Origin of the sequence: Paenibacillus woosongensis, assembly GCF_009725165.1 — a bacterium.
Classification (GTDB): Bacteria; Bacillota; Bacilli; order Paenibacillales; family Paenibacillaceae; genus Fontibacillus; species Fontibacillus woosongensis.
In genome coordinates this window covers 135298-154799 of sequence record NZ_WNZW01000006.1, presented here as the reverse complement: position 1 = coordinate 154799, position 19502 = coordinate 135298, and the positions used below count along the sequence as shown (strand labels likewise).

Annotated in this window: 18 protein-coding genes and 1 riboswitch; of the genes, 7 read left to right on the top strand and 11 right to left on the bottom strand. The window is 52.8% G+C overall.

Annotated features, from left to right (window positions below):
* Positions 1-139 precede the first annotated feature (139 nt).
* Entirely contained in the window at positions 140-1165 is a 1026-nt protein-coding gene (locus GNP95_RS16005) for a serine hydrolase domain-containing protein (RefSeq protein WP_155611863.1), read from the top strand.
* Positions 1166-1232: 67 nt separating this feature from the next.
* Positions 1233-2384, top strand: a complete 1152-nt coding sequence (locus tag GNP95_RS16000) for an MGDG synthase family glycosyltransferase (RefSeq protein WP_155611862.1) — start codon at positions 1233-1235, stop codon at positions 2382-2384.
* 23 nt (positions 2385-2407) lie between these two features.
* On the opposite strand, the gene GNP95_RS15995 is transcribed toward GNP95_RS16000, so the two are convergent.
* Both GNP95_RS15995 and GNP95_RS15990 read right to left on the bottom strand, forming a co-directional pair.
* Positions 2408-3076 carry a DUF1129 family protein gene (locus tag GNP95_RS15995; RefSeq protein ID WP_155611861.1) on the bottom strand — a complete coding sequence of 223 codons (669 nt, stop codon included), beginning with the start codon at positions 3074-3076 and terminating at the stop codon, positions 2408-2410.
* Complete coding sequence (locus tag GNP95_RS15990; protein ID WP_155611860.1) at positions 3066-3413, bottom strand: PadR family transcriptional regulator; 348 nt, start codon at positions 3411-3413, stop codon at positions 3066-3068. Before GNP95_RS15990 ends, GNP95_RS15995 begins: the two co-directional genes overlap by 11 nt.
* A gap of 299 nt (positions 3414-3712) precedes the next feature.
* Here GNP95_RS15990 and GNP95_RS15985 point away from each other — a divergent pair, with 299 nt between their 5' ends.
* Positions 3713-4051, top strand: a complete 339-nt coding sequence (locus tag GNP95_RS15985; RefSeq protein WP_155611859.1) for a DUF4870 domain-containing protein — start codon at positions 3713-3715, stop codon at positions 4049-4051.
* 108 nt (positions 4052-4159) lie between these two features.
* Here the strand turns inward: GNP95_RS15985 and GNP95_RS15980 are convergent, their stop codons facing one another.
* The 4 genes from GNP95_RS15980 to GNP95_RS15965 all read right to left on the bottom strand — a co-directional run bounded on the left by GNP95_RS15980 (position 4160) and on the right by GNP95_RS15965 (position 7792).
* Positions 4160-5539, bottom strand: a complete 1380-nt coding sequence (locus tag GNP95_RS15980) for a nucleobase:cation symporter-2 family protein (RefSeq protein ID WP_155611858.1) — start codon at positions 5537-5539, stop codon at positions 4160-4162.
* A gap of 41 nt (positions 5540-5580) precedes the next feature.
* Positions 5581-6153: a xanthine phosphoribosyltransferase gene (locus GNP95_RS15975; protein WP_155611857.1), complete on the bottom strand. Its 573-nt coding sequence runs from the start codon at positions 6151-6153 to the stop codon at positions 5581-5583.
* A 196-nt stretch (positions 6154-6349) separates the two neighbouring features.
* Positions 6350-6450: riboswitch (purine riboswitch) on the bottom strand.
* A gap of 121 nt (positions 6451-6571) precedes the next feature.
* Positions 6572-6877: a hypothetical protein gene (locus GNP95_RS15970; RefSeq protein WP_155611856.1), complete on the bottom strand. Its 306-nt coding sequence runs from the start codon at positions 6875-6877 to the stop codon at positions 6572-6574.
* Positions 6878-7054: 177 nt separating this feature from the next.
* Positions 7055-7792 carry a zinc ribbon domain-containing protein gene (locus tag GNP95_RS15965; RefSeq protein WP_155611855.1) on the bottom strand — a complete coding sequence of 246 codons (738 nt, stop codon included), beginning with the start codon at positions 7790-7792 and terminating at the stop codon, positions 7055-7057.
* Positions 7793-8042: 250 nt separating this feature from the next.
* On the opposite strand from GNP95_RS15965, the gene GNP95_RS15960 reads away from it, so the two are divergent.
* Together GNP95_RS15960 and GNP95_RS15955 are read left to right on the top strand one after the other, a co-directional pair.
* Positions 8043-8417: a hypothetical protein gene (locus GNP95_RS15960; protein WP_155611854.1), complete on the top strand. Its 375-nt coding sequence runs from the start codon at positions 8043-8045 to the stop codon at positions 8415-8417.
* Positions 8418-8567: 150 nt separating this feature from the next.
* A complete protein-coding gene (locus tag GNP95_RS15955) occupies positions 8568-9245 on the top strand; it encodes a GTP pyrophosphokinase (protein WP_230873861.1) in 678 nt (225 codons plus the stop codon).
* An 83-nt stretch (positions 9246-9328) separates the two neighbouring features.
* On the opposite strand, the gene GNP95_RS15950 is transcribed toward GNP95_RS15955, so the two are convergent.
* Together GNP95_RS15950 and GNP95_RS15945 are read right to left on the bottom strand one after the other, a co-directional pair.
* On the bottom strand, positions 9329-10102 hold the full coding sequence (locus GNP95_RS15950) for a hypothetical protein (protein ID WP_155611852.1): 774 nt from the start codon (positions 10100-10102) through the stop codon (positions 9329-9331).
* Positions 10103-10140: 38 nt separating this feature from the next.
* The gene (locus tag GNP95_RS15945) at positions 10141-13230 is read right to left on the bottom strand and encodes a DEAD/DEAH box helicase (protein ID WP_155611851.1); all 3090 of its coding nucleotides are present in this window, start codon (positions 13228-13230) and stop codon (positions 10141-10143) included.
* A gap of 214 nt (positions 13231-13444) precedes the next feature.
* Between GNP95_RS15945 and GNP95_RS15940 the strand changes: the two genes are divergently transcribed.
* A complete protein-coding gene (locus tag GNP95_RS15940; RefSeq protein WP_155611850.1) occupies positions 13445-14200 on the top strand; it encodes a tryptophan-rich sensory protein in 756 nt (251 codons plus the stop codon).
* 99 nt (positions 14201-14299) lie between these two features.
* Here the strand turns inward: GNP95_RS15940 and GNP95_RS15935 are convergent, their stop codons facing one another.
* From GNP95_RS15935 to GNP95_RS15925, 3 genes are all read right to left on the bottom strand, one after another.
* On the bottom strand, positions 14300-14677 hold the full coding sequence (locus GNP95_RS15935; protein WP_155611849.1) for a RidA family protein: 378 nt from the start codon (positions 14675-14677) through the stop codon (positions 14300-14302).
* Between the two features lie 38 nt (positions 14678-14715).
* Positions 14716-16191 carry an ATP-binding protein gene (locus GNP95_RS15930; protein WP_155611961.1) on the bottom strand — a complete coding sequence of 492 codons (1476 nt, stop codon included), beginning with the start codon at positions 16189-16191 and terminating at the stop codon, positions 14716-14718.
* Between the two features lie 95 nt (positions 16192-16286).
* The gene (locus tag GNP95_RS15925; RefSeq protein WP_330163472.1) at positions 16287-17774 is read right to left on the bottom strand and encodes an HD-GYP domain-containing protein; all 1488 of its coding nucleotides are present in this window, start codon (positions 17772-17774) and stop codon (positions 16287-16289) included.
* Between the two features lie 768 nt (positions 17775-18542).
* Between GNP95_RS15925 and GNP95_RS15920 the strand changes: the two genes are divergently transcribed.
* Positions 18543-19451 carry an FMN-binding protein gene (locus GNP95_RS15920; RefSeq protein WP_155611848.1) on the top strand — a complete coding sequence of 303 codons (909 nt, stop codon included), beginning with the start codon at positions 18543-18545 and terminating at the stop codon, positions 19449-19451.
* Positions 19452-19502 lie beyond the last annotated feature (51 nt).

Genomic DNA, 19502 nt, shown 5'->3' with positions numbered 1-19502 from the left:
GCCTTACAGCTTTCTTCCATACGCACACTTTTTTTGAAAAATATCAAAACCCAGCATACTCATACAATCGGCAAAATTATTGCTCATCCTTAATTCTGGTTACAATAAATATATAAGACTGAGTAAAGGAGAAAATGACATGCAGTCCATCAGCAGCATTACCGCTCCTTCTGCCAAGGCTCACACCGCTGGCTTACACAGCACTCCCCCTGCTCCAAGCAAGGAGGCTGCCAGCCTGCTTTGTGCCGCGGACGAAGAAATCATCCAACGGTTCCCTAAAATGAACAGCTTCATCGTAGCCCGGCAGGATGCCGTGCTTACCGAGCGTTATTATAACGGATTTGAGACGAACGACCTTCATGATTTAAGGTCGGCCACCAAGTCGATCCTTTCCCTTCTGCTAGGCGTTGCCAGTTACCGGGGAGACCTTCCGCAGCTGGATGAACCCATCGCTGCACACTTGCGGAAATACGCTGACCGGACGCTGGATCCGCTCTGGGAACAACTAACCTTGCGTCATTTGCTCACAATGACCTCTGGATTTCATTGGAAAACAGGTGTTAAAATGGGAGAGGCACTCATCCATCGCTTGCACCAGAGCCGAAATTGGACAAAATACATGATGCAGCTCCCCATCGAGCAGCATAAAATCGGAACCTTCCAATACTGTAGTGTAGATAGCCATCTTCTCTCCGTATTGCTGACGGAATGGACAGGGCTGAGCGCGGCGGAGTATGCCGGGAAATACTTGTTCGGTCCCCTCGGCATTAAAGATGTTTCCTGGAGTGCCAGTCCCGAAGGCCATTCGATGGGTCATATCGGACTTCATTTAACGGCACGGGACATGGCGAAGATCGGCCTGCTCTGCCTGCAGGGCGGTGTCTGGGAAAACGAGCGGCTTCTCTCCGCCGAGTGGCTGACCCGCTCAATGACTCCTTTAGCCCCGGAGAGTCCCGGCTATGGCCGTTATGGCTATCATTGGTGGACGGCCAAAGCTAACGGGATTCCATTCGCCTATGCTCATGGGCATGGAGGGCAGCAAATCAATGTGATTCCTTCGCTCGATGCCGTTGTCGTATTTACGGCGGCCAGTGATCTAAACCGCTGGAAGAACCCCAGGCCGCTGCTGGAAAAGTTCATTATGCCTGCATTGAAGCACAGCTAACCGCAATAACTAGGATTCTTTATTTTCTGAATAACCAATTCTTAAGTTCATCGGGAGGGATTTAGCTATGCTCTCAGGCTCGCCCAAAGTATTGATTATGTATGCCAGCTATGGCGAGGGGCATTACCAGGCTTCCAAAGCCCTTGAAGCAAGCTTTCATCGGTCGGGGATTACGGATGTCGAACTGCTGGACTTGATGGCAGAGGCGCATCCTCTGCTGAACGAAATGACCAAGTTCGTCTATATGCAGAGCTTCAAAACGATGCCAATGCTCTATGGCTGGGTGTACAATGCCACAAAGGACCTGCAGCCGGATACATCTTTGTTGAGCGTGCTCAATTCCCTCGGAATGAGGAAGCTTGAGCAGGCCATCGCCAGCATCGAGCCCGATCTTATCATTCATACTTTCCCCCAGTTAGCCATGCCGAAATTACTGAAAAAAACGGGACTGAAGCTTCCCCTGATCAACATCGTTACCGATTTTGACCTGCACGGACGCTGGGTTCACCCTGGCGTGGATCGTTATTACGTAGCTACGGAGGAGTTGATGCAGGATCTCGTAAGACGCGGCATTCCGGCGGAACGGGTGCTGGTCAGCGGGATTCCGCTAAAGCCTGATTTCGGTCGAAGTCCCAGTATGGCAACAGAGCAGCTCTGCCGGCTCGATCCCTCGAGGCGAACGATTCTGATCATGGCCGGGGCGTTCGGCGTCATGCAGGGCATCCGTGATATTTGCGAGACGCTGCTCGCTAAAGACAACTATCAGGTTATCGCCGTCTGCGGAAGGAACAAAGAGCTCCACCGCAAGCTGGATCAGGAGCTCGGACAGCACCCGCACTTCCACCTGTTCGGCTATATTAGCGAAATAGCCCAGCTAATGCAGCTGAGCCATTGTATCGTAACGAAGCCGGGCGGAATTACGCTCTCAGAATCGCTTGTCAGCCGTCTTCCCATATTCGTGTACCGCCCTGTACCAGGCCAGGAGCTGAATAACGCCCTGTATCTGGAGAGCAAAGGAATCGCCCATATCGCGAATGACCCGGGCACCCTGATCCGCCAAATCGATGGGCTTCTCTTAAACGAGGAGCGGTTAGCCCATGTTTATGGAGAGATCGATCTTGTGCGCAGACCCGAAGCGGCCAAAACGATCGTCAATGACATTATCGAGCAGTGGCTCACACCTGCCCCCTCGCTGGCCGGCAGCACATCCCTGCTGTAGGCAAAACGACAATATCGTTGCTATCATGAATTTTTTCGCATGAAAATAAACTTCTGGCCGAGAAGGCCAACGATGAACAACCCCAGGCTTACCCATGGCGCTGCTTCAATAACAGGCAGCTTATCGTGCAAATAGACTGCCGCTAATATGACTGCCGCCAGATAGACGCCATAAATCACGGCAATCTTCAGGCTGAAGGCGCGCCCTTTGCCGGCCGGCTTGACGCTATCGCGCTTCAGCACCCTCAACACCAATTCAATTACAGCAATCGAGGCAAAAACCAGCATTAGCACAGAAAAAAGGCTGATTCGGTTGAAGGCACCCGTCTTGTTCCCAAACCCCATGGCGATGAAGCCGAACAGGGCCTGCACCGCAAACATCCAGGTTAAGGCGATCCACGGGATCATCGCATATTCCGATATCGCCTCCCTTAGGCTTCTCTTAGGCAAGTGTTCCAGCAGCTCTCGGAAGTACTGCTCCGGATCCTCTCCAAATACCTCCGCAGCAGTCTTCCCATGCCGCTGGGCCTCGAGCATGTGCTGAGCCGTCTCTAGAAGCAGCTCTTCTGCCTTAGCCTGATCGACTCGGCTTGAGCGTAAATAAACAACCATATTATCAAAATACGCCTCATTCTCTTGTGTCATTTGCGCTCTCAGCCGGTTATTCTCCTCTGCCATCTGATTAATCTTCATGTCCTCCAGCTCCTTTCGTCAGTACGTGATCCACGCTTTGCCGCAGCCCATCCCAGGACTTCCGAAACTGCCGCAGCGATTGCACGCCTTCATCCGTTAATCGGTAATATTTCCGGGGCGGCCCGCCGGACACCCCGTCCTGCCGCAGCTCACCGCAGATCAGCCCTTCCTTCTGCATCCGCAGCAGCAGCGGATAGATGCTCCCTTCACTTACAAACGACAAGCCCGACTGCTCCAGCAATGTCGTAAGCTCATACCCATAAACCTCTTTACTCTCCATCAAGGCCAATATGCAGCCCTCTAGAATGCCCTTTAGCATTTGGCTGTAGGTCGTCATGTATCATTTCTCCATTCCAGTTAGCTCGACATTGTAATTCGGCAGTTCGGCATTTCGACAGTCCGCAATTTTAGAAATCCAACTAACTTGTAAAGCAAGATAGTTGAGGATAATACGCTGTGCTGCAAGGGAAGTTCACAACATATCTCCAACTATCTTGCATTGTAATATAGTATATGCCAATCCTATTTTTAATGTCAATCCGTTCTGTGAGCAGCAGGCTCGTCATACACTGTCTATTGAGACAGGGAACCAGTCCAATTCCCTTTATTTGACTGACAGAAAGAAGGTAGATGCTCATGTCCCCTTTCAAATCCTCAACGGGTCTGTATGAAAATGTAGCGGCCTTCCTCTGCTATCTGTTCGCTTTTGTCGGCGGCGTCGTATTCCTGGCGGTAGAGAAAAGAAGCCGCTTCGTTCTTTTTCACGCGCTTCAATCCGTGATGCTGTTCGCCGGGCTCATGATCGCCCATGCCGCTGCCGGCTTCCTGCCGTTGATCGGCATCGTAGTGGGGCTGCTGCTAAGCGCGCTTGGAATCGCGCTTTGGCTCCTGCTGATGCTGACGTCTCTGCAAGGCAAGTGGCTTAAGCTGCCGTGGATCGGCGAGCTTGCCGAGAAGCAATTGAACCGGATGTAGGAGCAGCGCCGAACTATCATGACCGAGATCAAAAAATGACCAAGCCTGTACAGGCTTGGTCATTCTCTTACATTTGCCGGAACAAACCATGCTCCGCACTAATAGATGTTATAATGCCGACGCAGAAGCTGCTTCATCAGCCGCCGTCGGCTGCTGTCCCGGTGCAGATGCCGATTTGGCTTGGTGCCCCCGGAAGCCGTTAAACAACAGATTCAGCACGATGGCGGTGAAGCTGCCGGCAACAATACCGTTGTCAACGAGAATGCGAAGCCAGTCCGGCACGCGCTGGAAAATCTCCGGCACGACGGTAACACCGAGGCCCATGCCTACTGAACAGGCGATGATGAGCAGGTTCTCGTGACGGTTAAGATCTACCTGATCCCCCAGCATGCGTACGCCCGAGGACAGCACCAGTCCAAACAGGGCGATCATCGCTCCGCCGAGGACGGAAGCCGGGACAAGCTGGGTCAATGCGGCGATTTTTGGCACGAAGCCGATCAAGACGAGCAAGCTGCCAGCGACGACGATCACATCGCGTGTTTTGACCCGGCTCATTTGAATGAGACCAACGTTCTGGGAATAGGTCGTGTATGGGAAGGAGTTGAACAATCCGCCCAGAGCGATCGCCAATCCCTCGGCCCGGTAACCGCGGGCCAAATCCTTCGACGTAATGTCTTTATCCACGATTTTGCCAAGCGCCATAAATACGCCGGTCGATTCGGCAACGCTAACGATCGCAACCAGAATCATCGTCAGAATGGCTGACGCGTGAAATGTCGGCGCCCCGAAATAGAACATCTGAGGCATATGGAACCAGCTCGCTTCTTGAAGCGGCTTAAGATTCACACCGCCCGCAAGCGCGGAGACAATCGTGCCGGCAATGAGGCCGAGCAGGACGGAAATGGAACGCAGAAACCCTTTGGCAAAGCGGTTCATCAGAATAATGAATAGCAGCACGCCAAAGCCCAGCGACAGGTTCAGAGGGCTTCCGAATTCGGGATTCGTCCCCGGATTGCCGCCTCCCAGGTCCGTCAAAGCTACCGGAATCAAGGTCACCCCGATAATCGTTACCACGGAGCCTGTAACCACTGGAGGGAACAAGGCTATTAATTTACCGAACAATCCGGAAAACAGGAACACGAACAGCCCGGAAGCGATAATCGCCCCATAGATGGCCGATACGCCCATCCCGTCGGTCAAACCGATGGCGATCATCGGCGACACGGCCTGAAACGCACAGCCTAGCATAACCGGCAGCCCGATCCCGAAGATGCGGTTGCCCCACACCTGGAGAAGCGTAGCTACACCGCAGGCCAAAAGATCGATAGCGATCAAATACGTAAGCTGTTCATGGCTGAGCTGCAGCGCATTGCCGACAATCAGCGGCACGATAATCGCGCCCGCATACATCGCCAGCACATGCTGAATGCCTAGCGATAAGGTTTTGAATGGATGTCTATTTCTTTGAAAAATGGCTTCCCGCTCCATAAAAATATCTTTTCCTCCCCATATCGTATCTGGTCTATTTATTAATCTACAAAAGAAACGGCGCCGTTCTCCAATGACGCGATGCGCACCAGGGACTCAACCCGGTATCCGGCCTTATTGAGCAGTCCTGCCCCAGGCTGGAATGATTTCTCAATGACGATGCCAATACCGACTACGCTGGCGCCAACCTGCTCCACAATCCGGGCAAGACCAAAGGCGGCCTCCCCATTGGCCAGGAAGTCATCAATAATGAGCACACGGTCCTCCGAGCTCAGAAACTTCTTCGACACGGTAATCTCGTTGCTCTCTTTTTTCGTAAAAGAGTAAACCTTCTCAACCAGAATATTATCCCGCAGCGTAAGGGATTTATGTTTGCGGGCAAAGATCATCGGCACCCCCAGCTCCAGAGATGTCATGATCGCTGGCGCGATGCCCGAGGATTCAATCGTCAGCACCTTCGTAATCCGTTCATCGCCAAATCTCCGCGTAAACTCGGCGCCAACCTCCTTCATCAGCACCGGATCCATCTGATGATTCAGAAAGGAATCCACCTTCAGCACCTGATCGCTCAGGACGATCCCTTCCGCCATCACCTTATCTTTGAGCAGCTTCATCTCTCTTCCTCCTTAAGTTATCTTGGTTTCCTATCCTCTTCATCATGTCTTACCGTTAACCGGAATAAAAAAAAGCCCAGTTCCCAAAGGCTGGGAAATGGACCTCCTGGCAGAATTCGCCCTAATCCAGGGATGACATGCCAAACTGCGGTCAAAGTATAGGTCAGGAGCAACCTCAAATAACCGCCCTTGGCACGGCAATACGAATTCTCCCCGTAGTCCGATCATTTCCGGTGATCAGGTAGAAACATGCAGGCCGATTCCTGCACATATACGAGAAGCTAATGAAGAATCTTGTCGAAAACTATCTCTACAATGATTAGTAGTATAACTCATACATTCGATAGAAATAAAGAGGTATTTCGTGGATTGGTCAAATATTTTGCAGATGAACCATTTTCGAGACGCTTGGCGCCACTTAGATCGGGCGCGTATCCTTTGGAAGCAGATTCGATATGATCGATTTCAGCTCGCCTTCCGTCTGATAGTTCTCTTCGCCGGTGTCCAACCGGCGGATCCTGATTTTCTGGTATTCCGCACTCGGCTCGGTCGGCAAAAATACCAAGTTCTCTTGGTCGGCAAGCCGAAGCTTGTACCCCATATCCCCGAACATCGATAGAAAATCCTGCTCCGATGGTTTTTTGCCCTTATCGAGGAAAATAAGTCCGCGAAGCTCTTTGGTCTGTTGCTTGTATTCCACTTCAAAATGAACGATACATTCCATGGTGTCCACACTCCTAAAAGTATCATAGTAAACAAAAGGCGCAATTACAGCTTTCCCTGCAGCTGCCGTCCCCATCCGGACTGGCGCCTACTATTTACTACGGTTCAAATGTCCCCGCAGCAAACATCATTTATAACAACTCGGTGAACTTTTGACCAGACGGCCAGTCATACCTGCTTAAATTTGCTCTGAGCCGCAGTGCGGACACCATTTCGTTCCCTTTACCAGCGTCGCCGAACATATTTGGCAGGTCGCCTCGCCGTGCAGAGATTCCTTCGCCGCCGAGACATGCTCCGTCAGCTTCACATTCTCTTTCCATGTTCTGATCCGGCGATCCAGCTCCTCCTGGCGCTCGCGTTCCCGCTCCAGCTCCCGCAGCCGCCGTTCTTCCTCCTCGGGATCAATCGGCTCGGCCTCTTCATACCGGGCAGGTTCCTCTTGACCGAGATGGCTGAACAGCGCGCCTTCTTCCAGCAGGGCGAGCGGATCGCTGAGCCGCTCGTTCTTAGCCCCAGACTCCTCCTCTTCCGCTTCCACACGAACCTGCGCCGGCTTATTCGCCTTACCCAATTTATGTCCGCAGTATTGGCAGAATAGCGCCTCTTCCGTAACCACTTTGCCGCAGGAAGAGCACAGGCGCTCGTTTCTAAGCTCAGCGATTTTGCCCCGGATCTCATCCCGTTCTTCGGCGAGCAGATCGCAGGTTTTCGCTAGATCCATCATTTCCTTCTCCGCTAACGACATGTCTTTATTACGGTATCCTTCGTAGAATACTTCGCCCATTCTTTGAAAGTATAAGCCCATTTCACGCTCAATATTATTGATCTGCGTGTTAAAGCGTCCGATTTCAACCGCGTTCTGCGCCTTATCGGTTACCTTGCCCGCACCATCTTTAATCCGCTGTAAAAATTTCATGACATACTCCTCCCGTGTTCCCCGACTCCTTGATGTGGTTGTGCTATATTGTCCCGTTCGCCGGGAATGCTTGGATGTTTCTTCTCAGTTATTAAACAGCTTGCTGACTGCGCAATCTGTGAAATCGTAATTATCATAACAGATTTGGCGGCCTAGTGAAAATCCCAATCCTCCCTTTGATTCAGCTGCATAACCGTTGTGTATAAAGACATTAATCGAATGAAAAATGAGGCTGGAGGGGAATTTGGGGATGAAAACAGGAAGAAAGCCCTATTATGTATCCGTCGCTCACCGCAGCATCCAGGAAGCGCCTAACCAGGACTCCACGGAATTCAGAGTGCTGCTGGACGAAGAAGATTTCGCTAAGCTAAGCGACAAAATTGCGGAGCTGTCAGAAGAGGATATTTATACGTTCAGGCGCGCACCGGTCCCTTATAAATCCGCGGATCATGACGATGCTACAGAACAATTTAACGCTCGGATGATAGAGGTCTATACGCTGCTATACCAGTACGGCGATGAGCAAACCCGCCGATCCATCATCGGTTTGGGCGTCCTTGGCAAGCTGCATAACTCTGATTATGACGATCCCGGCTATAATGGAAAAAGTCCCCTAAACAAATGATTCGCTTTGATTTTGCCAGGGCGTTCAAGGTACAATAAGGGAGCAGTACGAAACGTACGAAACCATTTTTTAGCTTAGGAGTAGATTATCCTGGACAGAGTAGATGCTAACGATAAAGGCGCCCTGTTAAATCAGCTGGATTTACGGGAGTTGTATCAATGGGAAATCGGAGACGACCAGCTGCGCAAGCTGGAGGAGTGGAAGAAGCTTCCTACGCTGTATCAGCTCGCACTGGATGAATTGAAGAACAAAATCAAGCTGATTCAGACCGAGTGGAAAATTTTGAACGGGTACAGCCCGATCGAACATATCAAGACGCGGATCAAGGAACCGAAGAGCATACTCGACAAGCTGGAACGCAAGGGTCTCGAAATGACCGTTGATAATATGGTGAACAAAATTCACGATATCGCCGGCATGCGTATCGTCTTTTCGTTCGTGAAGGACATTTACAAGCTGCTGGATCATCTGCGCCATCGCGACGATCTTACAATCATTGAGATCAAGGACTATATCGCAAAGCCGAAGCCGAACGGATACCAGAGCCTTCATGTGATCGTTGCTGTACCGCTAACGCTGTTTGAGGGACAGCGCTGGATGAAGGTGGAGATTCAAATGCGCACGCTGGCTATGGATTTCTGGGCCAGCATGGAGCATATTCTGTTCTACAAATATGACAAGCAGGTGCCGCCGCACGTCGTTCAAGAGCTGACGGAAGCGGCCAAAGCCGCCGATGCGCTTGACAAGAAGATGCACGGCCTGCGCAGGGAGATCATGGGCGCCGCAGAAGCGTCTCTTCCCGAGCCCGGCATAAGCCGGGATATATAACAGGACAGCCGTCAAGGAGTGGAGCCTTGACGGCTGTCCTGTTTTGCGGGCGCGTAAGGGGCTTGCGCCAGCCTTGGCTGTGGCTAGCGAGGCTTATGGCCCAGCTGGCGCGCCAGCTCCTCGGCCCGCTGCATGACGCCCTCGCGCACAAGACCGAGGCCTTTAGCTGCACCCCGCACACCAGGGAGCAGCTTGGCCAGGGCCTCGGCATCCGCGTCCGGGGGCGGGGGTTCCACGGCGTCCAGCTGAATCTGGACGTCGTGGAACTGCGGGCCCGGGGCATGCAGGCCGCCCTGCTCCGCCATCTCCGCGAGCCACTCGGCGATGCTCGGCCCGCCCGCACGGGCGCGGGCCTCCTCCTGCTGAGGCCCCAGCGCCGCGCGCAGGGCCTCGGCGGCATCGGGCAGGGGCTCCGCCTCCGCCCACGCCGCCAGCACTGCCGCGAGCAGCGTCTCGCGCGTCCAGCCGAGCAGCGTTAGCCGCTGCTCGGGCGTGGCCGCGCGCCATGCTGCCGCGCCCGCTCTTGCGGCCTGCGCCGCATGGCCGCAAGACGCTTCCGCACAGCTGCAGCTGCTGCTGCCGCTGCGCGGAGGGCCCTCCGCCGGCTGCCACGGCGGAGTCTTGGGCAGGAGGCCGGCGATCGCCGTTGCGCCGGCCTCCTGCAGCGCAGCCAGCTTGAGCGGCTGCTGCGCAAGAGCCTGGAGCAGACGCCGGCCTGGGCCGGGCGCGTCTGCTTCCAGCAGCAGCACAGAACAAGCGGGCTGTTCTGTGCCTTCCCCGGCGGCTGGAATCGTGATTCTCCAGCCGCCCGGCTCCGGCTCGATCTGCACACCGGCCGCCACAACCTTATTGTCCATAGGCTGTTCCATCGTCCTGCACGCCCCTCCTCGCAGATTTAATTCTGCAGCTCAATCAGATGCTGCAGCTCCTCGTTCGACATCTCTGTCAGCCACTGCTCGCCGGAGCCGACGACCTGCTCTGACAGCGTTTTTTTGCGCTCGATCAGCTCGTCAATACGCTCCTCCAGCGTCCCTTGGCAAATCAGCTTATGAACCTCGACATTCCGCTTCTGTCCGATGCGGAACACACGGTCGGTCGCCTGATTCTCCACAGCCGGGTTCCACCAGCGGTCATAATGAATCACATGATTGGCCCGCGTCAAATTCAGGCCAACCCCTCCAGCTTTGAGCGACAGTACGAAGAACGGGGAACCGCCTCCCTGCTGGAAATCCTCTACCATCTGGTCCCGCTCCGCCTTGCTGACTCCGCCGTGAAGAAAAGCGGGAGCCATGCCGTACTTCTGTTCAAGCGCCTCGCACAGCAGCTTGCCCATTTGCACATACTGCGTAAATATAAGCGCGGCCTCGTTATTGTCGATAATCAAATCCAGCAGTTCGAGCAGGCGCTCCATTTTACCGGATGCCTCTACCTTTGGCCTTGTTTCCTTTGCGCCGGTCACCAGCAGCGGATGATCACAAATTTGCTTCAGACGGGTAAGCGTAGACAGCACGATCCCTTTGCGGGTTATGCCGGTGCTGCCCGCGATCCGCCCAAGCAAGTCCTCCGCAGCTTCCCGGTACAGCTCAGCTTGCGCCGGCATAAGCGGGCAATAGGACTTCAATTCAATTTTATCCGGCAAATCCTTGCGGATGTCCGGATCACTCTTCAGCCGGCGCAGCAGAAACGGCGCAATCAGCTGGCGAAGCCTCGCCAGCTCTGCTGGCTGCTGCTCGCTGCTACCGGCATATTTCGATTTGAAAGAGGAATGGCCGCCCAAATAGCCGGGATTCAGGAACTGAAAGATGGACCATAGCTCGCTGAGCCGATTCTCAACCGGCGTTCCCGTCATTGCAATCCGATGCGGGGCGTTCAACTTCATAACACTCTGTGCCTGCTTGGTACCGTAATTTTTAATGTACTGCGCCTCATCAAGCACAATCGAAGCCCATTCAACCGATTGCAGCTCCTTCATATCCCGCCCGGCCAGCGGGTAAGTTGTCAGCACAACCTGCTGCTTGGCGCATTCCTCCCGGAATTCCTCTCCGTGCAGCCGGCCGCTGCCATGGTGAATGTGCAGCTTCAGCTCCGGCGCGAACCTCGACAGCTCCTTCTGCCAGTTGCCCAGCAGCGACGTCGGACAGATGATCAGCACTGTTCCAGCCTCGATTCCATCAAGCAGCGCTGCAATGACCTGTACCGTCTTGCCCAGTCCCATATCATCGGCGAGCAGAGCCCCGAAGCCAAGCTGCCGCATCATGACCAGCCAGCGATAGCCCCGCTCCTGATAGGGCCGCAAGGTTCCTCGCAGCAAGCTGGGGACCGGCTTGTCATCCATGCCGCGCACCGAATGCCCCTCCAGCAGCAGCGACAGCAGACCTGCGGTTTCCACCTGCTCAATCGGCAGGCCGTCCCAGTAGCTGCCTTCTTCCTGCACGGTCAGATGCATCAGCTCACGGAAGCTCATCTCTCCGGTCTTATAGCGCTTCATGAATTTCAGCACCTGGCGGATTTCCTTCACATCGATCTCAACCCATTCCCCGCGAAAAAAAACGAGAGGCGACTTGGACGATGCCAGTTCGTTAAGCTCCTCTTCGGACAGGGGGCTTCCGCCGAACACCGCCTCCGCCTCGTAAGCAACAAGCTGCTCGACTCCCAGCCGCGGCGTACTGCCTGGCCCTTGCCCGGATTCCGAAGGCGTTCCCCACTGTTCCGTCCGCAGTCTTACCCCGGCAGTCCGGCGCCCCTCCTTCGTCCAGCGGGAGGGCATCTGTACCGTAATGCCATGCCTGCGAAGCTGGGCTACCTCCTTGCTCAGCAGGGCGAATACCTCTTCCGGCTGGAGCATCGTACCTTCCGGGCGCGGGCATTCCATCGCTTTCCTTACTGCCCGGGAAAGCCTGGCCGCCTTGCCAAGCCGATGCAAAAGCTGCTCGCCGGCACCGTGATATACCCTGCCGCGAATCTCGATATCCCGCTCCGGATAGCTCCATATCAGCCCATAGGGCAGCAGAACGCCAGGATCCTCCACGCCTTCGGCCCACAATGACAGACGCCAGGCAGGCATTGCCGCCTCCTCTTCCGCCGGTTCGAGCCGCAAGCATAAACGGAATGTTCCCGGACTCCGCCCTTCATCATCCTCGTGCTGAACTTTCGGCTCGCCCCCGCCAGCATCCCTGATGCCCTCAGCCAGCTCAGCCAGCTCCGACACCGTACCTTGCATATCCCCGTGCGGCACGGCGGCGAGCAGGCCGTTCCACCATAGCTCAGCCAGCGGAGAGGTGCCCCGGCGATAATCAGCCCGGCTCGCATTCAGCTTCCTTCCCAATCCGCCGACAGCTTTGCGAACCTCATGGTCAAGAATGGCGCTCATAAAAGAGTAGAGCACGGCAATTTGCCTTGCCTCGACGTCTTCCTCCTGCATTCCCCCAAGCTGGACGGCAGCCAGGCAGATCGGCGGCATGCTTCCAGCCAACAGCCTGAACCGTTCTTCATCCACGGGATCGTCAAGCTCCGGCCCCCATAGCGCTTTTGCCGAAGCTTGGCCTTTCGGCCGCCGATTCCCGGTCAGAGGAACCTCTGCCATGCCGGGGGCTATCCGCCCTTTCATCATGAGCTCAAGCGCAAACTTTGCCGCCTTGCTCCAAAATTCCAGCTCTTGCCCAGGCAAAAACCCCTGCGCCTCTATCTTGGCTTCGTTCCAGCCCAGCAGCAGCGGCCATGCGTCTTGAACAGGCAGTGCGAGCCCTTCCAGCGTTCGCCCTATCAGTCCCCTCCGTTCGCCGGATTTAAAGGCGCTTCTTCCAGCGGAGGCTGGATAACGCACTTCGGCGAGCCGAAGCGCGGCCTGCTGAAATGGCCGCTTCCCTACCGCCGTCTCCAGTCTGCGCAGCGAGGCTGCCCAGGCATCAATCTTAGATTCGGATGTTTCACCCGAGAAACAGAACAATACCTCTCCCAGCCATATCGCATAAAGACGTTGATTCATGGTGATCTCCCGTCGTTTCTATTCCATTTCCTCTGATCCATTTTGCCCATAACCCGGCCATTCTCAAACGCTTCGCCAGGTGATCGGCATCCAATGAATATGATAACACACCGCCTGATATCATTCGCTCTAATTGGGTATATTCATATCATAAACAAAGATTGGTTACATCCTTGGTTCATTTCTAAATCAAGCTATCGCAGGAGGTATATATATGTTTCGTAACAATGCCTTCCGCTGGTGGAACGCGCTGTTCTATGCGGCTGTCCTCGGCGTCAATTATTTGGCCATGGCGATCCCGATAGGCGGGATGACCACCGGGCAATTGTCCGACAAGTATCATACCCCCATCACGCCGGCCGGATACGCGTTTATGATCTGGGCGCTAATCTATCTATTGCTCGCCGGATATATCGTATATCAGCTGCGAGGAAATACCGGAAAACAGGACTCCGTGCTGGCCATTTCCTATTGGTTCATCCTGTCCTGCATTTTTAATATGGCCTGGGTATTCTTATGGCAGTACCAATATATCGCATTATCCTTTGCCGCCATGATCGCCCTTCTTCTATCGCTTGCCGCCATCTATGCCAAGACTCGCTACGTATACACGCCAACTTCCGGAGAGACTTGGCTGCTCCGGCTGCCATTCAGCATTTATTTCGGATGGATTTGCGTGGCCACGCTGGTTAATCTTGCTGTTATTTTCTTTCATGGAGATCTCGGGATAAGCCTGAATCCCAAAACAGCAGGGATTATCCTGCTATCCGCAGGGACCGCTGCTGCTATCGGAATAACCCTCCGCCCTCGCGACGGTGTGCTGCCGCTCGTATTCGTCTGGGCTTATGCGGCCATTGCCATTGAACAGAAGAGCATCCCTGGACTCAGTATGACCGCTGCCGTGCTCGCCTTCATTTTATTGCTGTATGCGCTATGGATTGGACTTATGCGTTCGCGAGAGCGGGATTGACCGGCATTTTAAAAAAGGCCACTTACATCCCTTGCAATAACCCAGGTAATGTACGTGACCTTTGACCAGGCTACGGTATCCGGCCTGCCTGTTTCAGTATTACTTCAATGCAATAACTTCGATCTCGACCAAGCCGTCCTTCGGAAGACGGGCAACCTCAACCGCGCTGCGTGCCGGATAAGGCTCGGCAAAAAACGAGCCGTAGATTTCATTCACTTTTACGAAATCATTCATATCCTTTAAGAATACCGTCGTTTTCACGACCTTGTCTAGGCCGCTTCCCGCCGCCTCAAGAATCGCTTTCACATTGTTCAGCGCTTGAGCTGTCTGAGCTTCCACGCCCTCTGCGAATTGTCCGGTCTCCGGAACGAGGCCAAGCTGCCCGGAGGTATATATGAGATCGCCGATGACTACTCCCTGCGAATACGGCCCGATCGCTCCAGGCGCTGCCGCTGTCGATAATACTTGCTTTTCCATCATCTATTCCAACCTTTCTCATTGATCTAGTATAAATATTAACCGGATATGCCGCGTCCGGCAAACATCGCTTTATCCCCGGCAGCTGGAGGCAAACCGGATGCTTTAACATGCGCAGAAGGAGACATAGGCAGGTAGAGTATAAAGGTGCTTCCTTCGCCTTCTTGGCTCTCCACATCGATCCATCCGCCCAACAGACAAGCCAAATGCCTGCTGATCGGCAAACCAAGCCCTGTCCCCCCATACTTGCGGCTGATGGAGCCGTCCCCCTGATGGAACGGTTCAAATATCACCTTGTGCTTGTCCGGCGGAATCCCGATCCCGGTATCCTTCACGGCAAATGCGATATATTCGCCTCTGCCCCGCGCATTCGCTTGTACCTTGTATATCTCCATCCTGACATTGCCTTTATCCGTAAATTTAAAAGCGTTGGAGAGCAGATTGCGCAATATTTGCCCAATTCGCTGGGGATCAGAGATGACCGTAGCCGGCAAATCGGAAGCTGTGCTGATGTCGAAGGCTACTCCCTTCTGCCGGGCCGTCTGTTCGAACTGTAAATAGAGCAGCTGCGGCAGCTCCTTTACGTTTACTTCCTCCTGGACGATTTCCAGCCGCCCCGCCTCCACCTTCGACAAATCAAGAATATCATTAATAATCTGCAGCAGCTCCTGCCCCGATCTGTAGATGATTCGTCCATAATCCGCAGAGCCTGAATCCTTCTCAGGATAATTCTCCGAGATCATCTGCGCCAAATTGATAATACTGTTGAGCGGTGTCCTTAACTCATGGGACATGTTCGCCAGAAATTCCGACTTATATTGGGAAGCGAGCGCAAGCTGCTGTGCCCGTTCCTCCAGCGCCAGCTTCGCTATCTGCAGCTCCTCCGTCTGACTCTGCAGCAGTTCGTTCGCATGCTTTAGCTCAATCGAGCGGCGGCGGTCCAGCTGGAAATCACGCAGCATCATGGCGAATACGACGCTTAATACGATGCCGAGCGGCAGTACGACAGGCATAATTTCCAGCATGTACTTTCGGAATGGAATTACGCCGAATACAGCAATGTTAATCGTATTTACCGCATTGACGATCAGTATAGCGATCCCGCCTTTAATAACGAAGCGAAAATTGCTTCTCTGCATCCATATGTTGATTCCAGCGCACACAATGCCCAGAATCGTCAAATTTATAAATCCGGCGAGGGCAGCCTCAGTCAGGCCAAACGTGAATCGAACCAAGCCGATTCCAAAGCCGATAACCACCAGCGTAAGTGGTTGCGAATATACGGCTGTAGCGATCAGGAGAGGCACGAACCTCAGATCGAAGATGACATTGTCGCTCAGCTTGAAGCCAAACCTCATGCAGATCCAACCGGAAAAAATCATAAGCAGCACGGATAATACGTAATTGATCCTGCGCGGCGTTTTCAAAAACCAATACTTATATAAAACATTCGCTAAATAAGCGACGGTAACCAGCATAGCCAAATTCATCAAGAAGGAATTTCCAAGACCCATCTGTTTTCCACCCGCTTTGTTCAAAGTAAAAGGTATTGGAACTTTCTGCATTTCTATGTTCATACCATATTAACATGAAGCGGCATCAGGAATCATCAAGACGTTTGCTTCTCGTAATACGCCTGTACGAATAATCCGACAAAATAAGGGTCCCATTGCGTTCCCTTCCCTTTCTCCAGAATGCATATCGCCGTTGCCGCATCCATCCCTTTGCGGTAAGGGCGGTCCGAGGTCATCGCATCAAAGGCATCGGCAACGGCAATAATTCTGCCGAAGAGCGGAATCTCTTCTCCCTTTAAGCCGTCCGGGTAGCCTGCGCCATCATAGCGTTCATGATGGGAGCGGACGCCCGGCAGAAATGCCGCCATCTCATCGGCTGGCTCAATCTGCTTCAGGATGGCCTCCCCCAATACGGGATGAGCCTTAATCTGTTCCCATTCCTCCTCGCTAAGCTGTCCTTCCTTCAGCAGTACAGCGTCAGGTATGCCAATCTTTCCAATGTCATGGAGCAGAGCCGCTTTGCGGAGCTGATCGACCACATGCTTCGGGAGCCTGGCTAAATTGCCGATCTGGACCGCATATTCGGCGACCCTTAAGGAATGTCCGGCCGTATATGGATCGCGGGCATCCAGCGCTGCGGCGAGCGTCGCAAAATAGCTCTCCACCAGCTGATCATTGCGTGCTGCCTGGATTCGTACTCCTCGCAGCATATGATTGAAGCCAGAGACGAGCCGGGAGAACTCGTCGGAGAACAGATCGCTGGCCTCCGTCCGCAGGTATCCGACCTTGACCTCGGCCATTCTTTCGTACAAATGCTGGATCGGCGTCTCCAGTTCCCGGGTCAGCAGCCGCGATCCGAAGAAGGCAAAGCTAAGCCCGATCAGAAGAACAATACCAGTCCATTTCCAATAGGCAGAATGGTCGACATTCCAATCCCCCAGCCTAAATTGAACAGCGAGATTGTATAACAGAAGCGGAAAAGCCCCGATCAGAAAAAAACTCCAGCTTAACTTGCGTTTGATTGAGATAAGCACACGGCCGCCGAGCGTCAGCTCCCTGCCGAACAGCTGCAAGGATTGGAACTGCATCTCTTCCAGTACGGGCCGGATAAAATGAGAGGTAAGATAGAATTCAATCAGTGCATGCATGCCGGCTAAAAAAGCACCTCCAAGCAACGCCAGCAGCACATAATAAGGCGGAATCGATAGTTCTCCTGCGGACACGAGCCATAGCGACAAGCTGGCCGCAGGAACGGCCAGACCGAATAAATGCGGCCCGATAATTCTTTTGACGGTCAGCGCAGGCAGATGATGGGTCTTTAAATATATCGACTGCATATCAGTGAAGGTGCCTACAGGTTCATGGAACGCCTGGCGGATCGGCCTGATTTGCCTGGAGAATACCGCCCATTCCAATCCGAGCATGGCCGCAATGGAGACGAACATGACTGCAAGCATCCAGGCATATTCGTTCCTCGGGATCTCCTTAAAGGCGAAGATGATAAGACTGGCAATGGAAATGACGGCGGCGAGCGAGCCTGCGATATAGTTCAGCAATAGGCGTGAATAAAACTTCTTATACACCGACAATGAAATGCTCATTCCTTCCGTTTAGCACAAATAATGGATGTTGCCTTGTATATACATTATCGGTTCAAAAGTATGAAGAATTGACACCTTTTTCCGTTTTAACCGGAGCTTGAGAACTATAAATGAGCAGAAAGATATCGTAATATATTTTAAAAAATAAATTTTAAAATATAAGTAACCGCTTTTATTGGCTCTGCATCAAGCCTCTTGCCTCTTATTGGTCTAGAGGAGATGTTTTTTATCACACACTAAGTGATTTATTTCACATATATGCTTTTATTTATATGCTAAACTTTCCTCAAACAAAGGATTTCCAGCCTTTTTCAACATTCAATTCCATAGTTCAACTTGTATAAATGGATTTATTGCAGCTAGTTTCGGCGACAAGGAAGGGAAGGGTGATTTAAATGTATTTCAGGTCATTAAACGAGGGAAGATGGCTATCTCGGGCTGGATTCTTGATTTTAGGTGCATAAAATCCATTTAACCCCTTGAAACATTCGTTTTGGGCCGAATTAGATACATGAATTCCATCTAGTATATGACACCGCTTAATGGCTCACTACTTGGCACGCAGCTTAGTGACTCACTACTTAGTGGCACGCAGCTTATATAGGCTGAACTATAGATTGGTGCAGGCGCGCTCAAAGGTATTTGCTCGTTTGTCCTGGACACCTGAATTTCCTTATTAAATATCCCCCACGTTATTAAAATGGTTCACATTTTAATATATACAATTTTATTATTTGGAGGTCATTTAACATGAAAAAAGCATCCATTCTACTATGCAGCGCTTTACTGCTAGGACTTCTTGCAGGGTGCGGGGCTAAAAATGAAGCTAATACGGCGGAGCCGGCCAACAACGCTCCAGCTACCGAGAACAGCTCTGCCAACGCTTCTGCCGAAGCTCCAGCTGCAGAAGGCAAATTCCAGGACGGTCTGTACTTCGCCATGGGTAAGGAAGATCCAAAATCCGGCTGGCAATACTTCGTGAAGCTGCAGGTGGAAGGCGGCAAAATCACGGACGTCGATTGGAACGGCACCAACGCAACCGTTCCGGTAGACAAAGTTACTTATTCCGAACAAGGCAAATACGGCATGAAGGAAAAAGGAAACGCACAGGCAGAATGGCATGAACAAGCAGCCAAAGCGATCGCCTTCCTGATTGAGAAGCAAGACACGAAGGCTGTAACCCTTGATGCCGAGGGCAGAACTGATGCTATCTCCGGCGTATCCATTCACGTTAACGACTTGTTCGACCTGGCTGACCAAGCGCTGGCTGCAGGCCCAATCCAGCCAGGACCTTATAAAGATGGCAACTACCACGCCGAAGAAGATAAATTCGCCGAGAAATCCGGCTGGAAAGAAACCGTTGACGTCATCGTATCCGCAGGAAATATCGTCAGAGTGAACTTCAGCGGCGTGAACGAAGCTGGCGAAGATAAGAAACAAAACTCCATTGACGGCAAGTACGGCATGGTTGCCAATGGCGGCGCGCAAGCAGAATGGCATGAGCAAGCTGCCAAAGCCGAGCAATACCTGGTCGAGAAACAAGATCCAGCTGCGGTTAGCTTCAATGACGAAGGCAAAACAGATGCCATCTCCGGCGTATCGATCAGCTTGAAGTCATACTACGATCTTGCAGCCAATGCGCTTGAGCAAGCTAAATAATAATAGTCTTAAATCATTCGCTATATAAGATGAACTAAAGAATGAGATGCG